Annotated in this window: 17 protein-coding genes; 9 read left to right on the top strand and 8 right to left on the bottom strand. The window is 72.4% G+C overall.

Annotated features, from left to right (window positions below; all coding sequences use genetic code 11):
* Window positions 1–56 precede the first annotated feature (56 nt).
* A complete protein-coding gene (locus ACFQ79_RS13685; RefSeq protein ID WP_383582511.1) occupies window positions 57–884 on the bottom strand; it encodes an oxidoreductase in 828 nt (275 codons plus the stop codon).
* A 94-nt stretch (window positions 885–978) separates the two neighbouring features.
* Between ACFQ79_RS13685 and ACFQ79_RS13680 the strand changes: the two genes are divergently transcribed.
* Both ACFQ79_RS13680 and ACFQ79_RS13675 read left to right on the top strand, forming a co-directional pair.
* Window positions 979–1,431: a MerR family transcriptional regulator gene (locus ACFQ79_RS13680; protein WP_383582508.1), complete on the top strand. Its 453-nt coding sequence runs from the start codon at window positions 979–981 to the stop codon at window positions 1,429–1,431.
* A gap of 173 nt (window positions 1,432–1,604) precedes the next feature.
* Complete coding sequence (locus ACFQ79_RS13675; RefSeq protein WP_383582505.1) at window positions 1,605–1,994, top strand: VOC family protein; 390 nt, start codon at window positions 1,605–1,607, stop codon at window positions 1,992–1,994.
* Between the two features lie 151 nt (window positions 1,995–2,145).
* Here the strand turns inward: ACFQ79_RS13675 and ACFQ79_RS13670 are convergent, their stop codons facing one another.
* Window positions 2,146–3,123: a GNAT family N-acetyltransferase gene (locus tag ACFQ79_RS13670; RefSeq protein ID WP_383582502.1), complete on the bottom strand. Its 978-nt coding sequence runs from the start codon at window positions 3,121–3,123 to the stop codon at window positions 2,146–2,148.
* A gap of 53 nt (window positions 3,124–3,176) precedes the next feature.
* On the opposite strand from ACFQ79_RS13670, the gene ACFQ79_RS13665 reads away from it, so the two are divergent.
* From ACFQ79_RS13665 to ACFQ79_RS13635, 7 genes are all read left to right on the top strand, one after another.
* The gene (locus ACFQ79_RS13665; RefSeq protein ID WP_383582500.1) at window positions 3,177–3,872 is read left to right on the top strand and encodes a TetR/AcrR family transcriptional regulator; all 696 of its coding nucleotides are present in this window, start codon (window positions 3,177–3,179) and stop codon (window positions 3,870–3,872) included.
* Window positions 3,873–4,001: 129 nt separating this feature from the next.
* A complete protein-coding gene (locus ACFQ79_RS13660; protein ID WP_383582498.1) occupies window positions 4,002–5,342 on the top strand; it encodes an aminotransferase class V-fold PLP-dependent enzyme in 1,341 nt (446 codons plus the stop codon).
* Window positions 5,327–6,661 carry an ABC transporter substrate-binding protein gene (locus ACFQ79_RS13655; protein ID WP_383582496.1) on the top strand — a complete coding sequence of 445 codons (1,335 nt, stop codon included), beginning with the start codon at window positions 5,327–5,329 and terminating at the stop codon, window positions 6,659–6,661. Before ACFQ79_RS13660 ends, ACFQ79_RS13655 begins: the two co-directional genes overlap by 16 nt.
* 2 nt (window positions 6,662–6,663) lie before the next feature.
* Window positions 6,664–7,653: a carbohydrate ABC transporter permease gene (locus ACFQ79_RS13650; RefSeq protein WP_383582493.1), complete on the top strand. Its 990-nt coding sequence runs from the start codon at window positions 6,664–6,666 to the stop codon at window positions 7,651–7,653.
* Window positions 7,650–8,465: a carbohydrate ABC transporter permease gene (locus ACFQ79_RS13645; protein ID WP_383582490.1), complete on the top strand. Its 816-nt coding sequence runs from the start codon at window positions 7,650–7,652 to the stop codon at window positions 8,463–8,465. Before ACFQ79_RS13650 ends, ACFQ79_RS13645 begins: the two co-directional genes overlap by 4 nt.
* A gap of 5 nt (window positions 8,466–8,470) precedes the next feature.
* The gene (locus tag ACFQ79_RS13640) at window positions 8,471–10,480 is read left to right on the top strand and encodes a glycoside hydrolase family 36 protein (RefSeq protein WP_383582488.1); all 2,010 of its coding nucleotides are present in this window, start codon (window positions 8,471–8,473) and stop codon (window positions 10,478–10,480) included.
* A 68-nt stretch (window positions 10,481–10,548) separates the two neighbouring features.
* Window positions 10,549–11,577: a LacI family DNA-binding transcriptional regulator gene (locus ACFQ79_RS13635; RefSeq protein ID WP_383582486.1), complete on the top strand. Its 1,029-nt coding sequence runs from the start codon at window positions 10,549–10,551 to the stop codon at window positions 11,575–11,577.
* A gap of 35 nt (window positions 11,578–11,612) precedes the next feature.
* On the opposite strand, the gene ACFQ79_RS13630 is transcribed toward ACFQ79_RS13635, so the two are convergent.
* The 6 genes from ACFQ79_RS13630 to ACFQ79_RS13605 all read right to left on the bottom strand — a co-directional run bounded on the left by ACFQ79_RS13630 (window position 11,613) and on the right by ACFQ79_RS13605 (window position 17,621).
* The gene (locus ACFQ79_RS13630) at window positions 11,613–12,293 is read right to left on the bottom strand and encodes a GntR family transcriptional regulator (protein ID WP_383582484.1); all 681 of its coding nucleotides are present in this window, start codon (window positions 12,291–12,293) and stop codon (window positions 11,613–11,615) included.
* Window positions 12,294–12,340: 47 nt separating this feature from the next.
* Complete coding sequence (locus ACFQ79_RS13625) at window positions 12,341–13,726, bottom strand: aldehyde dehydrogenase family protein (RefSeq protein ID WP_383582482.1); 1,386 nt, start codon at window positions 13,724–13,726, stop codon at window positions 12,341–12,343.
* Window positions 13,723–14,727 (bottom strand): proline racemase family protein, encoded by a 1,005-nt coding sequence (locus tag ACFQ79_RS13620; RefSeq protein ID WP_383582480.1) that lies wholly within the window; start codon window positions 14,725–14,727, stop codon window positions 13,723–13,725. The genes ACFQ79_RS13625 and ACFQ79_RS13620 overlap by 4 nt, the downstream gene beginning before the upstream one ends.
* A 113-nt stretch (window positions 14,728–14,840) precedes the next feature.
* Entirely contained in the window at window positions 14,841–15,749 is a 909-nt protein-coding gene (locus tag ACFQ79_RS13615) for a dihydrodipicolinate synthase family protein (RefSeq protein ID WP_383582477.1), read from the bottom strand.
* An 80-nt stretch (window positions 15,750–15,829) separates the two neighbouring features.
* A complete protein-coding gene (locus ACFQ79_RS13610; RefSeq protein ID WP_383582475.1) occupies window positions 15,830–17,326 on the bottom strand; it encodes an NAD(P)/FAD-dependent oxidoreductase in 1,497 nt (498 codons plus the stop codon).
* The gene (locus tag ACFQ79_RS13605; RefSeq protein WP_383582473.1) at window positions 17,307–17,621 is read right to left on the bottom strand and encodes a (2Fe-2S)-binding protein; all 315 of its coding nucleotides are present in this window, start codon (window positions 17,619–17,621) and stop codon (window positions 17,307–17,309) included. Before ACFQ79_RS13605 ends, ACFQ79_RS13610 begins: the two co-directional genes overlap by 20 nt.
* Window positions 17,622–17,635: the final 14 nt, after the last annotated feature.

Raw genomic sequence — 17,635 nt, 5'->3', positions numbered from 1 at the left:
CCCTACCGAGAAGCAGGGGGCGGCTGCGGATGCCTTCGGCAACGGGGCCCGCTCTCTCAGATCCCGGTGGAGAGGGCTACGTGACGCCAGCGGTCGAGTTCACGTCGCACCAGATCCAGCTTCGCCTCGACGCGCTCGATGGCGTCCGCGCCCAGCTGCAGGCGTAGTGGCGGCGCGGCGACCTCCGTGATGTCGACGACGGCTCTCGCCGCCTTGACCGGATCGCCCGGCTGCCGCCCGTCGTTCTCGGCCAGCGCCTTGCGCACCGGCCCCGCGCCGACCACGTAGTCGGCGATGGAGGCCGGCTCGACGCGCATGCTCGAGCCGCTGAGGAAGTCGGTGCGGAACCCGCCCGGCTCCACGATCGTGACGCGGACGCCGAGCGGGGCCAGCTCGCCGTGGAGCGCCTCGGAGACACCCTCGAGGGCGAACTTCGACGCGCCGTACAAGCCCGCTGCCGGAGCGGTGACGAAGCCACCCACCGAGCCGATGTTCAGGACGTGTCCCGAACGTTGCCTGCGCAACGTGGGCAGGGTCGCCCGCAACGTGTTGAGCACACCGAAGACGTTGACGTCGAACAGCGCCCTGGCCGCCTCGTCGGAGACCTCCTCGATCGCCCCGATGAGGCCGTATCCGGCGTTGTTGGCCACGACGTCGATCCGGCCGAATCTCGCCAGGCCGGCCTCCACCGCAGCCGTCAGCTGCTCCGGTTCGGTCACGTCCGCGTCCACCGCCAGCAATCCGTCGGGCACGTACGGGTAGGCCCGGAGCACCGCTGACGCGTCCCTCGCCGTAGCGATCACGCTGTGCCCTCGGTCCAGCGCCTCCCGGGTGATCTCCGCGCCGAGCCCACGCGACGCTCCGGTGACAAACCAAACACTCATGTTCTCCCCTGTTCCGTGGCCCGATGGGCCGACAGCCCGACGCTAGAACCTAGAGTCGGGTCTAGATCAACAGTTGTGTGAGGGAGTGGCGTTCATGGACCTGAGCATCGGCGAGGTGGCACAACGCAGTGGGCTGAGCGTGCACGCGCTGCGGTTCTACGAGCGGGAGGGCCTGTTCGCCAACCCGGTGCGCCGCCTCTCCAACGGCCGCCGGATCTATCACGAGGAAGACCTGGAGTGGCTGGCCATCTGCGTGAAGCTGCGTTCCTCCGGCATGGCCCTGGTGGAGATCCGGCGGTACATCGAACTGGTCCGGCAGGGACCGGGCAACGAACACGAGCGCCTGGAGCTGCTCCGCCGACACGAGGAACGAGTGGAGACGCAGATCCGCGAGCTGCAGGGCACCCTGGACGTGATGCGGCGCAAGGTACGGATCTACGAGGACCACGTCTCCCGTGGTGAAGCCGACCGGCTCTGGAATCCGTCCCATCCGGCTGCGACGCAGGCCCGTGCCCACCAGGAGTGCCGGCCGCCGGAGAGCACGTGATCGTCCGGTGAGGTCTGCACGACATCGGGCTGCGCACCGCCGGGATCCCCGTCCGGACCGACACCTTCTTCGACCGGCATGCCGATGACTTGTAGGATGTACGTCGACATCGCGTGCCGGTCACCGACCGGGTGAGGCATGGAGGTGTCGGGAGATGCCTTCGGAGGCATTCCTTGTCAGTCGAGTTGAACCACACGATCGTCCACGCCCGGGACAACCGCGAATCCGCCGAGTTCTTCGCGGACCTGTTGGGTCTCGAGATCACCGCCGAGTGGGGACCGTTCATCGCGGTCGATCTGAGCAACCACGTCACTCTGGACTTCGCCACGATCCCCGCGGACAGGATCACCCCCCAGCACTACGCCTTCCTGGTCTCCGAGGAGGAGTTCGACGCGGCGTACACACGGATCAGGGAGCGCGGTGTCGAGCACTACGCCGACCCGCACCGCAAGCAGCCTGGCGCGATCAACGACCATGACGGCGGCCACGGCGTGTACTTCGTCGACCCTGCGGGTCACTTCATGGAGCTGATCACCGTGCCGTACGGCGGCCTGCCCTCGTAGACCACCACGTCGAGGGCCGCGCCCCGCGCGCCCCTCGCCCACGCCCCTCGCCCACGCCCCTCGCCCACGCCCTCGCCCATGCCCTCCCCCCTCGCCCACGCCGTCGGCCAAGCCCTCGGTCTCCCACCGGCTCCCAGCTGCGTCCGCGCAGTCATCCCGTGACGACGGCGGGCACGTCGTCCCAGGCCAGCGAGGACATCCTCCAGCCCGCCGGGGTCAGGAGGTACTGGGTGGTCTTGTGACCGGAACCCTCGAACCACTCGCCGTCGCGGTAGCCGGACTTGCGGTATTCACTGAACCGGTGGGCGATCGATCCGAAGATCTCGCTACGCGCGGAGACCTCCTCCTCGGAGAACTCCGTCAGGGTCCCGTCGGTGAGCATCCGCTGACGCGGTGCGATGAACGCGTCGAGATCGTAGATCGCCGGCTCGCCTCCGACGTTGGCGATGATCCTTCCCTGCGGGATGAACACGTCGCGGATCACGTCGAGTTCCGGTCGCCTGCCGCCGGTGTTGGTGAAGGCACCGATGAACACGCCCATCAGCCGGTCGAGTTCGGCCTGGACACCGGACGCGGACCCTTCCACGGCAGCGGGCCACTCCTCGGCGAGGACCGACCAGACCTCGATGTCGTGCCGTACCCCTCGGTACGGAGAATGACGCCGCAGCACGCCGTCGCGCGTCATGCCGAGCCGGCGCGCGGCCCCGATGCTGCGGGTGTTGTGCGCCGCGACCCACCACTCGACCCGGCTCATCCCGCGCTCGGTGAAGGCCCAGTCGATCAGGGTCCGGCAGGCCCGGTTCACCAGGCCCCGCCCCTCCCCCGCCTTCTCGAGCCAGCAGCCGATCTCACACACGCCGGAGACGCTGTCGAAGCGGGTGAACATGACGCCGCCGACCAGCGTGCCGTCCAGCCAGATGCCGAAGATCCCGCCGTTGTCGGTGGCCAGCCGGTCGGCGTAGCGCTGGAGGGTGGCCTTGGCGGACGGCAGGTCGGTGCTGAACGTCGCCCAGGGGATCCACGGGTCGACGGCGTCCCGCGCCCGGTCGATGTGGGCGAGGAACTCCGGTGCCTGCCAGGGCTCCAGAGGGCGGAGCCGGGCCTGATCGCCGATGGGCAGAGTGAACATGTGAGCAGCGCTCCCTCGGTACGTAACAAGCGTTCGGTACGTAAGCTAGCAGGATGCCGCCTGCACCTGGAGACCGTGACGCCCGCCGCGAGGACGTATCCGAGACGGTGTGGCAGGTCCTCGCCGACAAGGGGTTCGGCGGACTGACCCTGCGCGCCGTCGCCACCGCCATGGGCGTCTCGACCGGGATGCTCATGCACTACTTCCCGACCAAACGGGCCCTGATCACCCACGCCCTGGACCTGTTGGAGAAGCGCACCGCGGAACGTCCCCGCCGGGCCCGCCCCGGCGCGGGTCTCGCCACCGTGCGCGTCATGCTGCTGGACATCCTGCCGCTGACTCCGGGTGACACCGCCCGCAACCGCATCTGGGTCAGCTCCTGGGACCTCTCCCTCGCGGACGACGGCCTCGCCAAGGAGCAGGCCGACCGCTACACGCGGCTGCGTTCGGCCCTCCTGCCCCACCTGGAAGCCGCGCGCGACCTCGGCGAACTCCCGGCAGACACCGACCTGGAACAACTCGCCGCCACCGCCGTCGCCTTCACGCACGGCCTCGTCGTCCAGGCCCTCTTCGACCCCGCCAGCTTCCCGGAGGAGGTACAGGGCGCGATGCTCGACGACTTCCTCGCGACGACCACGCTGCCCCGTACCGCCACCGCCACCGCCACCGTCACCGGTGACACCGACACCGACGGCGACGGCGACGGCGACGGCGACGGCGACGGCGGACAGGCCCCCGGCCACCGGTAGGCCAACCAACCACAGTCCCGGCTGCGGCAGTTCACCTCGTAGGAACTCTTGCCGGGGCGACTCCGTCTCTCTAATGTGAACCTTCAAATCCCACGATCGTCACGCAGTGGGCACTTTGAGGGACTGAATTTGAACGCTCAAATCCCCGACTCAGCCGATGCCGCCACCCGCGCGGCCCCCGGCCGGGCCACCCCCGATCGCGGTCCGATGCCGGGCTACCTCGACCACGCCAGGATCGGCCCGCTCTCGCGCAGGGCCGCCGCCGCGCTCGCCGCCGCGACCGCGCTGGCCGGCCGCGCGGACCCCGCCGACCTCGACCGTCTGTTCGCCCTCGGCGACGCCGCCCGGGCCTCCGCCGCGCGGCTCCTCGACGCCCGGCCCCACGAGATCGCCCTCGCCCCGTCCACCAGCAACGGCCTGTTCACCGTGGCCGCCGCACTCCAGGGTCCCGGCACCGTGCTCGTACCCCGTGGGGAGTTCCCCGCCAACGTCTATCCCTGGCTTCGCTTCGCCGGCCGCGGCGGGCCGGACGTCCGTCACGTCGACCCGGACGGACAGCGGCACGTCACCGCCGATCTTCTGCGCCGCCACCTCACGCCCGACGTCACCGCCCTCACCGTCAGCGCCGTGGATTCGCTCACCGGTCATATGGCCCCGCTCGCCGCTCTCAAGGAGGTCCTCGGACCCGACCGGCTCCTGATCGTCGACGCGGTCCAGGGGCTCGGTGCCGTCCCGCTCGAAGCCGACGCCGCCGACGTCCTCGTGAGCGGCGGCCAGAAGTGGCTACGGGCCGGCTGGGGCGCCGCGCTGCTCCTTGTCCGCGACCGGTGCGGCGAGCGTCTCGCTCCCGGGCTCGGCGGCTGGGCCGGTGTCACGGAGCCCTTCGCCGTACGGCATCCGGCGCCCTCCCTCCCCGGCGCCGCCGCCCATCTGGCCACCAATCCGGACTTCCCGGCCGCCGCGGCCATCGGCGCGGCCGTGGACCACCTGCTCGACCAGGGTGGCCCGGCCGTCGTCGGTGCCCGGATCCGGTCCACCCTCGCGGAGTTGCTCGACCGGGCGCGGCAGGCGGGCGCCGAGGTCCTGTCGGACGGGCTCGCCCCCCGGGAGCGCGGCGGAATCGGCACCTTCCGTCTCCCCGGCCATGACCCCGCCACCGTCCATCGCACGCTCGAAGGGGCCGGGGTGATCGTCACGCGCCGAGAGCAGTGGATCCGGCTCTCGCCCCATGCCTCCACCCCGCCCGCCGCGGCGGCGGACCTCTTCGCGGAGGCACTGCGCACCCTCACCCACAGCACCTCCAGCACCTCCAGCACCTCCAGCACCTCCAGCACCAGGGCCAACCTCAGGGCCAACCCCAGCACCAGCACCAGCACCAGCACCAGCACCAGCACCGACCGCACCGCCGAAAGCAGCACCGACGCCCACCCCCGTACCGACGTCCAGGAGCCGACATGTCCCACCAGCTGACCCGACGACAGATCCTTCACCTGGCCACCGCCTCCGCCGCCGGGCTCGGCCTGGCCGCCTGCGGCGGTGGCGGCTCGGGCGGCGGTGCCACCGGTGCCGACGGCGACAGCGGGAAGATCACCGTCTGGAGCTGGACCACCGCGGCCGAGGCCCTGCGCGGCGTCGTCCCCTCCTTCGAACGGGACAACCCCGGCATCGAGGTCGACATCCAGGACGTGGGCAACCCCGCCATCTGGGACAAGATCACCGTCGGTCTCGCCTCGGGCGGCAAGGGGATCGCCGACGTCCTGCACATCGGGGTCGACTACCTCCCCGGTTACCTGGAGAAGTTCCCCGACGGCCTCGCCGACCTGTCGAGACTCGGCGCGGACCGGCACAAGGACGCCTTCGTCGAGGGTCTGTGGCCGACCGTCGTGGGCAAGGACCGAGCCGTCCACGCCCTCCCCTGGGAGGTCAACCCCCTCGGGCTGTTCTACCGGCACGACTACTTCGAGAAGGCCGGGGTAGATCCCGCCTCCCTCACCAGCTGGGACGACCTGATAGCCGCCGGGCCGAAGATCCGTGCCGCCACCGGCGCCCAGCTGCTCGGGCTCGACAAGCCCGGCACCACCCAGGACATGGACTTCTTCCAGAACCTGATGCAGCTCCAGGGAGCCTTATACTTCGACGCGGAGGGAAGGGTCACGCTCGCCTCCCCGGAGGCGGTGCGGGCCCTCACCGTCATCAAGCGGCTCAACGACGGCGGTCTGCTCGCCGACACGGCAGGCCAGGGCACCTGGAAGCGCCTCGTCGGCCAGGGGAGGCTCGCCACCGCCCCGTACCCCGCCTGGGCCGTCGAGTACCTGGCCACCAAGTTCCCCGCGCAGAGCGGCAAGTGGCGTGTGATGCAGCCGCCCGCCGCCGTCCCCGGGGGCGGGCGCAGCGCCATCGTCAACTCCACGTATCTGACCGTCTCCGCCACCAGCAAGCGCCGCAAGGCCGCCTGGCGCTTCGTCGAGTACGCGCTGACCAAGCCGGCCGAGATCAACCGGATGTTCGCCTCCGGCGGCGTCTTCCCCGCCCTCAAGGGGGCCTACTCGGACCCGAAGTTCAGCGCACCCCACCCCTTCTACGGAGGTCAGCAGGTGCTGCGGTCCTTCGTCACCTCGCTCGGCTCCGGTTCGGGCGCGACCAACTTCACCGGTGACTACAGCCGCGCCCTGAAGCTCGCCGCCGACGCCCAGAGCCAGGTGCTGATCAAGGGCGCCGACCCGGCCGAGGCGCTGAAGGCCGCGGCCGGGCAACTCGCCCGGCAGACCGGTCGGCAGCAGGCGGCCTGACCATGTCCCTCGCCCCGTCCGAAAGCGCCCCCGCCGGAGCGCCCGCCGCCTCGGCCGGCCCGCACGCCGGTCGCCGCGGCCACCGCCTCCCCGGCAGGGCCCTCCCCGGCGGCGCCCGCACCGGCCGGCGCCGGCTGCTGACCCGCGCCTCCGTCCCGTACCTGCTGATCATGCCCGCGGTCCTGGGCTTCACGGTCTTCAAGGCGTACCCCATCGCGGCCTCGTTCTGGATCAGTCTCACGACCGGCAACGGCGACGCGCGGCGGTTCGCCGGGCTCGCCAACTACCGTCGCCTGCTTGACGATCCGCTGTTCTGGACCGCTTTGAGGAACACCGCGCTGATCCTGGTCGTCCAGGTGCCGTTGATGCTCGGCCTCGCGCTGCTCGTCGCCCTCGGGCTCAACTCCACCAAGGTCCGGCTGCGTCCGCTGTGGCGACTCGGCGTCTTCGTCCCCTCGCTGACCGGCCTGGTCGCGGCCGGCGTGATGTTCTCCGTGATCCTGAACCACGACGCGGGACTGTTGAACTGGGTCCTCTCCCTGTTCGGCATCGACCGGGTGAACTGGCTCGGCAGCCCCTTCTGGGCCCGCGTCGGCGTCGTCCTCGTCATCACCTGGCACTACACCGGCTACAACGCAGTGATGTACCTCGCCGGCCTCCAGGGCATCCCCAAGGAGTTGTACGAGGCGGCGATGGTCGACGGCGCGGGACCGGTCCGCCGCTTCCTCGCCATCACTCTGCCCCAGCTGCGGCCGATCCTCCTGCTCACGGTGGTGCTCTCGACCATCGGCACCCTGCAGCTCTTCGACGAGCCGTACGTCCTCACCGGCGGCGGCCCCGACAACTCCACCCTCACGGTCACCATGTATCTCTACAACAACGGCTTCAAGTACTTCGACTTCGGCTACGCCTCGGCCCTCGCCTACGCGCTCGCGCTGATCGTGTCCGTCCTCGGCATCCTGCAGGTCCGCCTGATGGGAGAGCGCCGGTGAAGCTCCGCGGCCCCCTGCTCACCGTGCTGCTCGCGGGTGCCTTCGGGCTCTGCGTCGGACCGTTCTGGTGGCTCGCCATGGCCGCCACCCAGGACGACAAGGACGTGTTCTCCTGGCCGCCGAAGCTGCTGCCGGGCGGCCACCTGATGGAGAACCTCCAGGGTCTCGAGGAGTCCATCGGCCTCACGCGCGTCCTCGTCAACACCCTTGTGGTGGCGGGCCTCCAGACCGTCGGCGCGGTCGTCGTCTCGGTCCTCGCCGGGTACGCCTTCGCCAAGTTCGACTTCCGCGGGCGCAACCTGTTCTTCGTCCTGCTGCTCAGCACACTGGTCATCCCCGACGCGGTGATGCTGATCCCGGTCTTCCAGATGATGATGGACCTGGGTCTGATCGACTCGTACGAGTCCGTCGTCCTGCCCGGTCTGGTGACCCCGTTCGGCATCTTCCTGATGCGGCAGGCGCTGCGCTCGATGCCCGACGAGCTCCTGGACGCGGCCCGCGTCGACGGCGCGGGCGAACTGCGCGTGCTGTGGCGGATCGTCATCCCGGTCAACCGGCCGATCATCGCGGCACTCGCGCTGTTCGTCTTCCTCGGCGGCTGGAACCAGTTCGTCTGGCCGCTGATCGCGCTGCGCAGCCCCGAGATGTACACGCTGCCCGTCGCGACCGCCACCCTGCAGGGTCTGTCGACCACCGACTACGCGCAGGTCCTGCTCGCCGGTGCCATCGCCGCCGTCCCCGTGATGGCCCTCTTCCTCGTCCTGCAACGCCAGTTCATCTCCGGCCTGCTCGCCGGGGCCACCAAGGAGTGACCACCGTGACCACCGATCCGAAGACCGTCTCCGCGCAGGACGCTCCTCACCAGGGCTCCGGTCCCCGGCGCGACGCCGACCCCCGACAGCCCGTTTCCCGAAGGCCCGATCCCCAGCGGCCCGACCCGGACCAGCTCGACCCCCAGCAGCCCGATCCCCAGCAGCTCGATCCCGACCAGCCCGACCCCCAGCAGCCCGTCCCGGCCTGGCGACCGGGCGCCCCGACCGGAGGGGCTCCCGGCGCCGTCGTCCACCGCCCGCTCGCCACAGGCCTGTTCCACCCCTCCGGAGACCCGCTCGCCCTCCATCTCACCGGGTTCGGCGGCGACCGGTGGGAGGCCACCGTCGCCGAGGTCCGGGACGGCGTGGCCCTGATCGAGGTCACGGCGGCGGAGGCCGTCACCCTGCGCGCCGAGTGGCGTGTGCCCTGCGTCGGAGCCACCGCCTACTGGACCCCGGACACCGACGCCTCCCGCTGGCTGCCGCCGTCCTGGATCACCCCCCGGACGGTCTCGCTCGCCCTCGGCGCCCCCGTCGCCAGCCTCGTCGGCGCCCACGACCGCGCCCTGTGCACGGCCGCCGCCGGGGAGACCACCGGGCCCGTGCGCGTCGGCGCCGGTGTCGTGGAGGAGAGCGGGGAGTTCGCCTTCACCGTCGAGCAGGACCTCGCCCCGGACGGGCCGCCGATGCGGCTGCGGATCGACCTCAGCGGCCGCCACTTCGCCGCCACCCTGCGGGCCGTCACCGACTGGTGGGCCGAGGGTGTGGACCACCCCGGGGTGGCGCCGGCCGCCCGGATGCCCGCCTACTCCACCTGGTACAGCCTCCACCAGAACGTCGACACCGCCGCGGTCGAGCGGCAGGCCGCGCTCGCCGCCGGCCTCGGCTGCGAGAGCATCATCGTCGACGACGGCTGGCAGACCGCCGACCGCACGCGCGGCTACGGCCACTGCGGCGACTGGGAGCCCAACCCGGCGGCCTTCCCCGACCTCAGGGCCCATGTGGACGAGGTCCATCGGCGCGGCCTCGCCTATCTCCTCTGGTACGCGCTGCCGTTCATCGGCCGGCACGACGACGCCTGGGACCGCTTCAAGGACAAGGTCCTGCGCGAGGAGCCCCACCTGGAGGCGGCCGTCCTCGACCCCCGTCACCCCGAGGTCCGGAACCATCTGACCGACACGATCTGCCGGGCCGTCGAGGAGTGGGGCATGGACGGGGTGAAGCTCGACTTCATCGACCGCTTCGCCGTCGCCGACCCGCCGCCCGCACCGGCCGGCGCCGACCACGTCACCGTCCACGAAGGCCTGCGCCGGCTCCTCGCCGAGCTCGACGCCCGCCTGCGCCGCACCCGGCCGGACGTGATCGTCGAACACCGCCAGCCGTACGTGAGCCCGAGCCTCTGGCCGTACGCCACCATGGTCCGCGCCACCGACTGCCCGCTGAGCCCCGCCGAGAACCGTCAGCGCACCGTCGACTGCCGGCTGACCGCGGGACCGCTCGCCGTCCACGCCGACATGATCATGTGGAACTCCGCCGAAACGCCCGAGTCCGTGGCGGTCCACCTGATCAACGCGCTGTTCTCGGTGCCGCAGATCTCCGTCGACCTCACCGCGGAGACCCCCGGCCGGCTCGCCGCCCTGCGCTTCTGGCTCGGTGTCTTCCGCCGCCACGCCGACGTCCTCCAGCTCGGCGACCTGGAGCCCGCCCGTCCGGACCTCGGCTATCCCCTGGTCAGCGCCCGCGACGACCGCACCACCGTGGTCGCGCGCTACGCGCCGCTGCCCGTCGCCCTCCCGGACCGCGACGGCACGGACGGCCCGTCGACCCTGCTCGTCGCCAACGCGGACCGCGACCACACGGTGCTGCTGGTCGCCAGCGGGCAGGAGCGGGCCCTCGCCCTCGTCCAGGACTGCGGTGGTGAGATCCTGTCCGAGACCGTGCTCGACCTCGTCCCCGGGGTGAACCCGGTGACGGTGCCGACCGGCGGCCTGCTCACCCTGACCCGAGAGCACTGAACGACGGAGGGGCCGGGGACGGCCGTCCGCCGTCCCCAGCCCCTCCGACCAGCGCCCCCAGAGGAACGATGACCGCTCGACAGGTGACCATCGAGGACGTCGCACGCGCGGCGGGAGTCTCCCGCCAGACCGTCTCGAACGCCCTCAACGCCCCCCACCGGCTGCGCGACACCACCCTCGCCCGGGTCACCGCCGCCATCGACGAACTCGGCTACCAGCCCGATCAGTCCGCCCGCAGTCTGCGCACCGGCACCCGCAAGGTCATCGGCTATCCCGCCCCCGCCGACAACCCCGCGGACCCCAACCCCCTGATGGGCGGCTTCCTCCAAGCCCTTGTGAGCGCCGCCGACGCCGTCGGCCACCGCATCCTGCTGTTCCGCTGCGACCCCCAGCAGGGCGTCGCGGAGGTCGCCAAGTCCTTCAACGGGCTGATCGCGGCCCGGCAGGTCGACGGGTTCGTCCTCTCCGACGTCGTGCACGACGACCCCCGCGTCGACGTGCTCGCCGAGGCCGGCTTCCCGTTCGCCGCCTTCGGCCGCACGGCCCCCGGCCGCCCGCAGAACTGGGTGGACATCGACTCCGCGGCCGCCACGGCCGCCCTGGTGGGCCTCCTGATCGAGCAGGGCCACCGCAGGATCTGTTACGTGAACTCCGCGGCCTCGCTGCCCTGGCTCGCCGACCGGCGGGCAGGGCTCCAGCAGGCCGCGGCCGGGGCGCCCGACGGCGCCTTCGAGGTCGGCGTGCCCGAGGACGATCCGGCCGCGCTCTCCCAGGCCCTGCGGCGTCTGCTCGTCGGCCCCGACCGTCCGACCGCCCTGGTGTGCGCGAACGACTGGCTCGCCCTCGCCGCCTACCACGCGGTCCGGGCGGCCGGCCTCACCGTCGGAGTGGACGTCGCCGTCGCCGGGTTCAACGACATGCCGCACTGCACCCTGATCCAGCCGGCCCTCACCAGCGTGCGTCTGCCCCTGTCCGCCATCGCCCACGCCCTCGTCACCCGGCTGATCACCGCCGTCGAGGACCCCGCCGCCGCTCCCACGAGCGGGCTGCTGCTCCCGGCGGAGGCGGTCGTACGGGGCAGCACACCGGCACGGTAGGCGCGCCGCCCGGCCGTGACCAGGACGGGCACCACCTAGCCCCCGGCCGGTCCCCCGCTCCTGGCCCAGAGGGAACGGACGTGTCCCAGGTGCCGGGTCATGCACGCCTCCGCGCCCTCGGCGTCCCCGGCGAGCATCAGGTCGAGGAGTTCCAGGTGCTCCTCGGCCGACGGGATGAGGTCACCGCTCTCGTCGAGGGCGGTGAGCCCGTACAGGCGCGACCGCTTGCGCAGGTCACCGACGGTCTCGACGAGGCGCTCGTTGCCCGCGAGGCCGAGGAGGGTGAGGTGGAAGAGCCGGTCGGCCTCCAGGTAGCCGATGAGGTCGTGCTCACGCGCGGCGCGCACGATCTCCTCGGCCACCGGCCGCAGTGCCTCCAGCTCCTCGCGCGTGGCGGACCGGGTGACGCGGACCACCGTCGGGATCTCGATGAGCGCGCGGATCTCCGTGTACTGGTCGAGGTCGCGTTCGTCGACCTCGGTGACCCTGAACCCCTTGTTGCGGACGGGCTCGACCAGACCCTCACGGGCCAGGTCGAGCATCGCCTCACGCACGGGGGTGGCGGAGATCCCGAAGTCCTCGGCCAGGGTGGGGGCCGAGTACACCACGCCCGGCCGCAGCTCGCCGGAGATCAGTGCGGCGCGCAGGGCATGGGCGACCTGGTCGCGCAGCCGCTCCCGGGAAGCGTTCAGGTCGCGCTGGGTCAGGTGCCCCATGGAGGTGGTGATCCCTTCGGTTCGTTCCGCGTCACCACCGTACGATGTCACGTCGCCGCGCCCGCGGGTGCCAGGGTGTACGTGCGGGAGGACGTGTAGAACTCGAGGGCCGCCCGCCCCTGCTCGCGGGGGCCGTGGCCGGACTGCTTGGCGCCGCCGAACGGCAGGTGGAAGTCGACGCCGGTGGAGGGGGCGTTGATCCGGACCATGCCGGTGTCGACCAGGTCGAGCCCGTACAGGGCCGCGTCGAGGTCGGCCGTGTGGACCGAGGTGACGAGGCCGTACGGCACGGAGTTGGTGATCCGTACCGCGTGGGCGAGGTCGTCGGCGGGGAGCAGCGCGGCGACGGGTCCGAAGACCTCCTCGTTGAGCAGTCGGTGCCCCGGCGGGACCTTCTCGACGAGGGTGGGGGCCGCGTACCAGCCGGGTGTCGTCGGTACGGTGGCGCCGGCGAGGACGGGCAGCCCCTGCCAGGACTCGACGACCCGCTCGCGCGCGCCCTCGTGGACGAGCGGCCCGCACACGGTCTCCTGGTCGGCGGGGTCGCCGACCCGGACGGCCCGGAAGGCCTCGGCGAGGGCTTCGCGCAGGGGGTCGAGGGCGGCCCCGACCGCGACGATCCGGCTGGTGGCGGTGCACTTCTGGCCCGCGAACCCGGCGACCGCGGCGGCGATGTGGGCCGCCGCCTGCCCGATGTCCGCGTCGGGCAGGACGATGGCCGCGTTCAGGCCGCCCATCTCGGCCTGCACGGGGATGCCCCGGGCCGTCGCCGCGCGGACGACGGCCCGGCCCACGGGTGTGGAGCCGGTGAAGGAGACGACGTCGGCGGCGGAGACGAGGGCGTTGCCCTCGGTGGGGCCGCCCGGCAGGACGGTGAACACGTGGTCGGGCAGGGTCTGTCGGACGATCTCGGCGAGGCGCTGGGCGCACGCGGTGGCTTCGGGTGCCGGTTTGAGGACGACCGTGTTGCCGACCGCGAGGGCGGGGGCGGCCTTCCAGCTCGGGATGGCGAAGGGGAAGTTCCAGGGCGTGACGAGCCCGGCCACTCCGTGGGGGCGGCGCCGGCTCAGGAGAAGTCCGGGGCCTGTCGCGGTCTCGTGGACGGAGCCGGTGGGCTCGAACGGCGCCTGGGCGTAGTAGCGCCAGATCGCGACGGTGCGCGCGATCTCGGCCCTGGCCTCGGTGAGGGGCTTGCCGACCTCGCGTACGGCGAGATCGGCGAGTTCGTCGGCCGCGGCGTCCAGGGCCGTGGCGACGGCTCCGAGCGCGGCCGAGCGGGTGGCGGCTCCGGCGCGCTGCCAGCCGGGCTGGGCGGCGCGGGCGCGCTCGACGGCGTCGGCGGCCGCGAAGGCGCCGGGGGCCGGGAGGCTGACGAGTACGTCGGCCGGGTCGGCCGGGTTGTACGAGACGAGGGTGGACACGTCGGTGATCACAGGAGGAAGCCTCCGGGGAAGGGGTCGTCCGGGTCGAGGAAGTACTGGGCGGTGCCGGTGATCCAGGCGCGGCCGGTGACGGTGGGGACGACGGCGGGCAGGCCGCCGACCTCCGTCCCGGCGGTGAGCCGGCCGGTGAACCGGGTGCCGATGAAGGACTCGTTGACGAAGTCGCGGTCGAGCGGGAGTTCGCCCCGTGCGTGGAGCTGGGCCATGCGCGCGCTGGTCCCGGTGCCGCACGGGGAGCGGTCGAACCAGCCCGGGTGGATGGCCATCGCGTGCCGCGAGTGCGTGGCATCGGAGCCGGGTGCCGTGAGGTAGACGTGCTTGAGTCCGGCGATCTCCGGCCGGGTGGGGTGTACGGGACGGTCCGGGGATGCGTTGATCGCGTCCATGATCGCGAGTCCGGCGGTGAGCAGGTCGTCCTTGCGATCGCGGTCGAAGGGCAGCCCGAGGTCGTCGAGGGACACGAAGGCGTAGAAGTTGCCGCCGAAGGCGAGGTCGTAGGTGACCTTGCCGAATCCGGGGACGTCCACGGCGCGGTCCAGACCCACGGAGAAGGCGGGCACGTTGGTGAAGGTGGCGGACTTCGCCGCGCCGTCCTCCACCTGGACGTCGACGGAGACGAGTCCCGCCGGGGTGTCCAGGCGGACCGTGGTGACCGGTTCGGCGACGGGCACCATGCCGGTCTCGACGAGGACGGTGGCGACGCCGATGGTGCCGTGGCCGCACATCGGCAGGAGGCCCGACACCTCGATGTAGAGGACGCCGTAGTCGGCGTCGGGGCGGGTGGGCGGCTGGAGGATGGCGCCGCTCATGGCCGCGTGCCCGCGCGGCTCGAACATCAGGAGCGTCCTGAGGTGGTCGAGGTGCTCGATGAAGTGGAGCCTGCGCTCGGCCATGGTGGCCCCGGGGATCACACCGACGCCTCCGGTGATGACCCGGGTGGGCATTCCCTCGGTGTGGGAGTCGACTGCGTGGAAGACATGACGCGTACGCACGCGGAGTTCCTTTCGGTCCGTTCGATGGGTCCGGTCAGCGGGTCCGGGCGGTGGATCCGGTCAGCGGGTCCGGGCGGTGGGGCCGGTCAGCGGGTCCGGGGCGGTGGGGCCGGTCAGCGGTGACCGTCGGCGACGGCCTTCTCGGTGGCGGTACGCACGGCGGTCTCGGTGGCGCCGGTGAGCGGGAGGCGCGGGGGGCGGGTGGGTCCGCCGGGACGGCCTGCGATGTCCATGGACAGCTTGATGCACTGGACGAACTCGACCTTGGAGTCCCAGCGCAGCAGGGAGTGCAACGAGGAGTAGAGCGGCCGGGCGGTCGCCAGGTCGCCGGCCACGGCGGCCCTGTACAGCTCGACGCAGCTGGCGGGGAGGGCGTTGGGGTAGCCGGCGATCCAGCCGACCGCACCGGCCAGGGCCAGTTCCAGGAGGACGTCGTCGGCGCCGATCAGCAGGTCGAGCTCCGGAGCGAGTTCGGCGATCTCGTATCCCCTGCGGACGTCTCCGCTGAACTCCTTCACGGCGACGATGCTGCCGTCGGCGTGCAGCTTCGCCAGCAGGCTCGGGACGAGGTCGACCTTGGTGTCGATCGGGTTGTTGTACGCGACGACCGGGATGCCGACCCCGGCCACGTCCGCGTAGTGGGCGATGACGGAGCGCTCGTCGGCGCGGTAGGCGTTGGGCGGCAGCAGCAGGACGGAGCCGCAGCCGGCCTCGGCTGCCTGTTCGGCCCAGCGGCGGGACTCGGCGCTGCCGTAGGCGGCGACGCCCGGCATGACCCTGGCTCCGTCGCCCGCGGCTTCGACGGCGGTACGGACGACCCGGGCGCGCTCGTCGGCGGTGAGGGTCTGGTACTCGCCGAGGGAGCCGTTCGGGACGACGCCGTCGCAGCCGTTGGCGATCAGCCAGGCGACGTGCTCGGCGTAGGCGTCGTAGTCGACGGAGAGGTCTTCCTTGAAGGGCAGGGTGGTGGCGACCATGATGCCGCGCCAGGGGCGGTCGGTGGTCCAGGTGGTGGCGTTCATCTCTACGACCTTTCGGTGAGGTGTAACGGGTGGTGGGTGCTGTGGGTGTAGCGGGTGTGGCGGCTCAGGAGGAGACAGGGTCAGTCGGGTCGTCGCACGCCCGAGCCGGTTCCTGCGGCGGCCCTTCGAGTCCGGCCAGCGTCGACAGCGACGGGGACGGCGAACGGGCGGCGTTCGGCGGGCGGTTCGGGGGCTCCTCCGGCGGCCACGAGGCACGCCACGGCCGTCCCGCACATCCGGCCCTGACACCAACCCATGCCGGCCCGGGTGAGGAGTTTGACGGTCCGTGCGTCGCGTGCGCCGCACTCGGCGACCGCCTCGCGGACCCTGCCCGCGGGGACCTCCTCGCAGCGGCACACGTCCGTGTCGTCGGTCAGCCATCCGGTCCAGCCGGGGCCGGGGGCGTGCGCGGCGGACATGACGTCGGCGAAGGCACGCATGCGGTCCCGGCGCCGCCGGAGTCCGGCGGTCGCCTCGGCCCGGGCGGGGCGGCCGAGGAGCCGCGCGGCGATCGCCCGGCCCGCCAACTCGCCCTCGGTCCTCGCCAGTTCGGCGCCTCCCACTCCCCCGGTCTCGCCCGCGGCCCACAGGCCGGGCACCGAGCTCTCCTGGAGGTCGTCCAGGGCCAGGCCCAGGGTGCCGTCGGGCAGCGCGCGGGTGGCGCAGCCGACCGCCACGGCCAGCTCGATCTGGGGCACGAGGCCGTGGCCGACGGCGAGGGCGTCGCAGGCGATCCGGCGGCCCGTCCCCCGTACGGGCCGCCACTCGCGGTCCAGGCGGCTCACCGTGACGGCCTCCACCCGGTCGGTGCCGTGCACCTCGGTCACCGCTCTGCGCAGCCGTACGGGCACCCGGTGCCGGACCAGCGCGGCCGAGTGGACGAGGGCCTCGACCGCCTTGCCCGGGTTGGTGACGAGCGCCCGCGGGGTGCGCCCGTACCGCAGGTACCCCGCCGCCTCGACCACCGCCGGCACCCTCGCCCCCGCCGAAGCGAGGGACGAGGCGACGGCGAGGAGGAGGGGGCCGCTGCCGGCCACGACGATGCTCCGGCCGGGCAGCGCGAGCCCGGACTTGAGCATGGCCTGCGCTCCCCCGGCGCCCACGACGCCGGGCAGGGTCCAGCCGGGAAAGGGGAGTTGGCGCTCGTAGGCGCCGGTGGCGAGGAGCAGGGCACGGGCCCGGACGCGGACGGGCGCGTCCGCGTCTCCGTCCGTGCCGGTGAGGGCGTGCGCCGTCCATGTCCCGTCGGTCTCCTTGATGACGGACCACACATGATGCCCGGTCAGGTGGTGGGCACCGCTGGACTCCAGGCGTCGGCGCAGTTCGGCGAAGGCGGACCAGTGGTGGTGGAGGGCCTCGGGCCGTTGCGCGCCCAGGGCGGGAGCCGGGTGCCGGTAGAACTGTCCGCCGGGCTGGGCCGAGGCGTCCAACAGGGCTACGGAGAGTCCGAGTTCGGCGGCGGCGACGGCTCCCGCGAGCCCTGCGGAGCCCGCGCCGACGACGACGAGGTCGTAGGGCGCGCGTGAGGGTCGGCCAGGGTCGGCCGCGTCTTCGGGTTCAGACGCCGAGGCTGTCATGGCCGTGCCCTTCCTGGGTGGTGATCGCGTCGCCGGGTCGGGCCGGGACCAGGCAGGCGCGGCGGTTGGGCTGTCCGTTGACGGTGGCGAGGCAGTCGTAGCACTGGCCGATGCCGCAGAACGCGCCGCGCGGGCGGCCTCCGTCCCGCGTGGTGCGCCAGGCCAGGATGCCCGCGCCCCACAGGGCGGCGGCGAGGGTCTGGCCCGGCAGGGCCAGGACGGGCCGGCCGTCGAAGGTGATCTCGAACGGCGGATCGGGCTCTGCCCCGACGAGGCCGATGGGGGTACGGGCCACGGGCCCTCCTCTCG

The sequence above is a fragment of the Streptomyces sp. NPDC056480 genome, assembly GCF_042795405.1.
Taxonomy (GTDB): domain Bacteria; phylum Actinomycetota; class Actinomycetes; order Streptomycetales; family Streptomycetaceae; genus Streptomyces.
The sequence above is the reverse complement of the archived record's forward strand: the minus strand, read 5'-3'. Positions and strand labels throughout refer to the sequence as shown.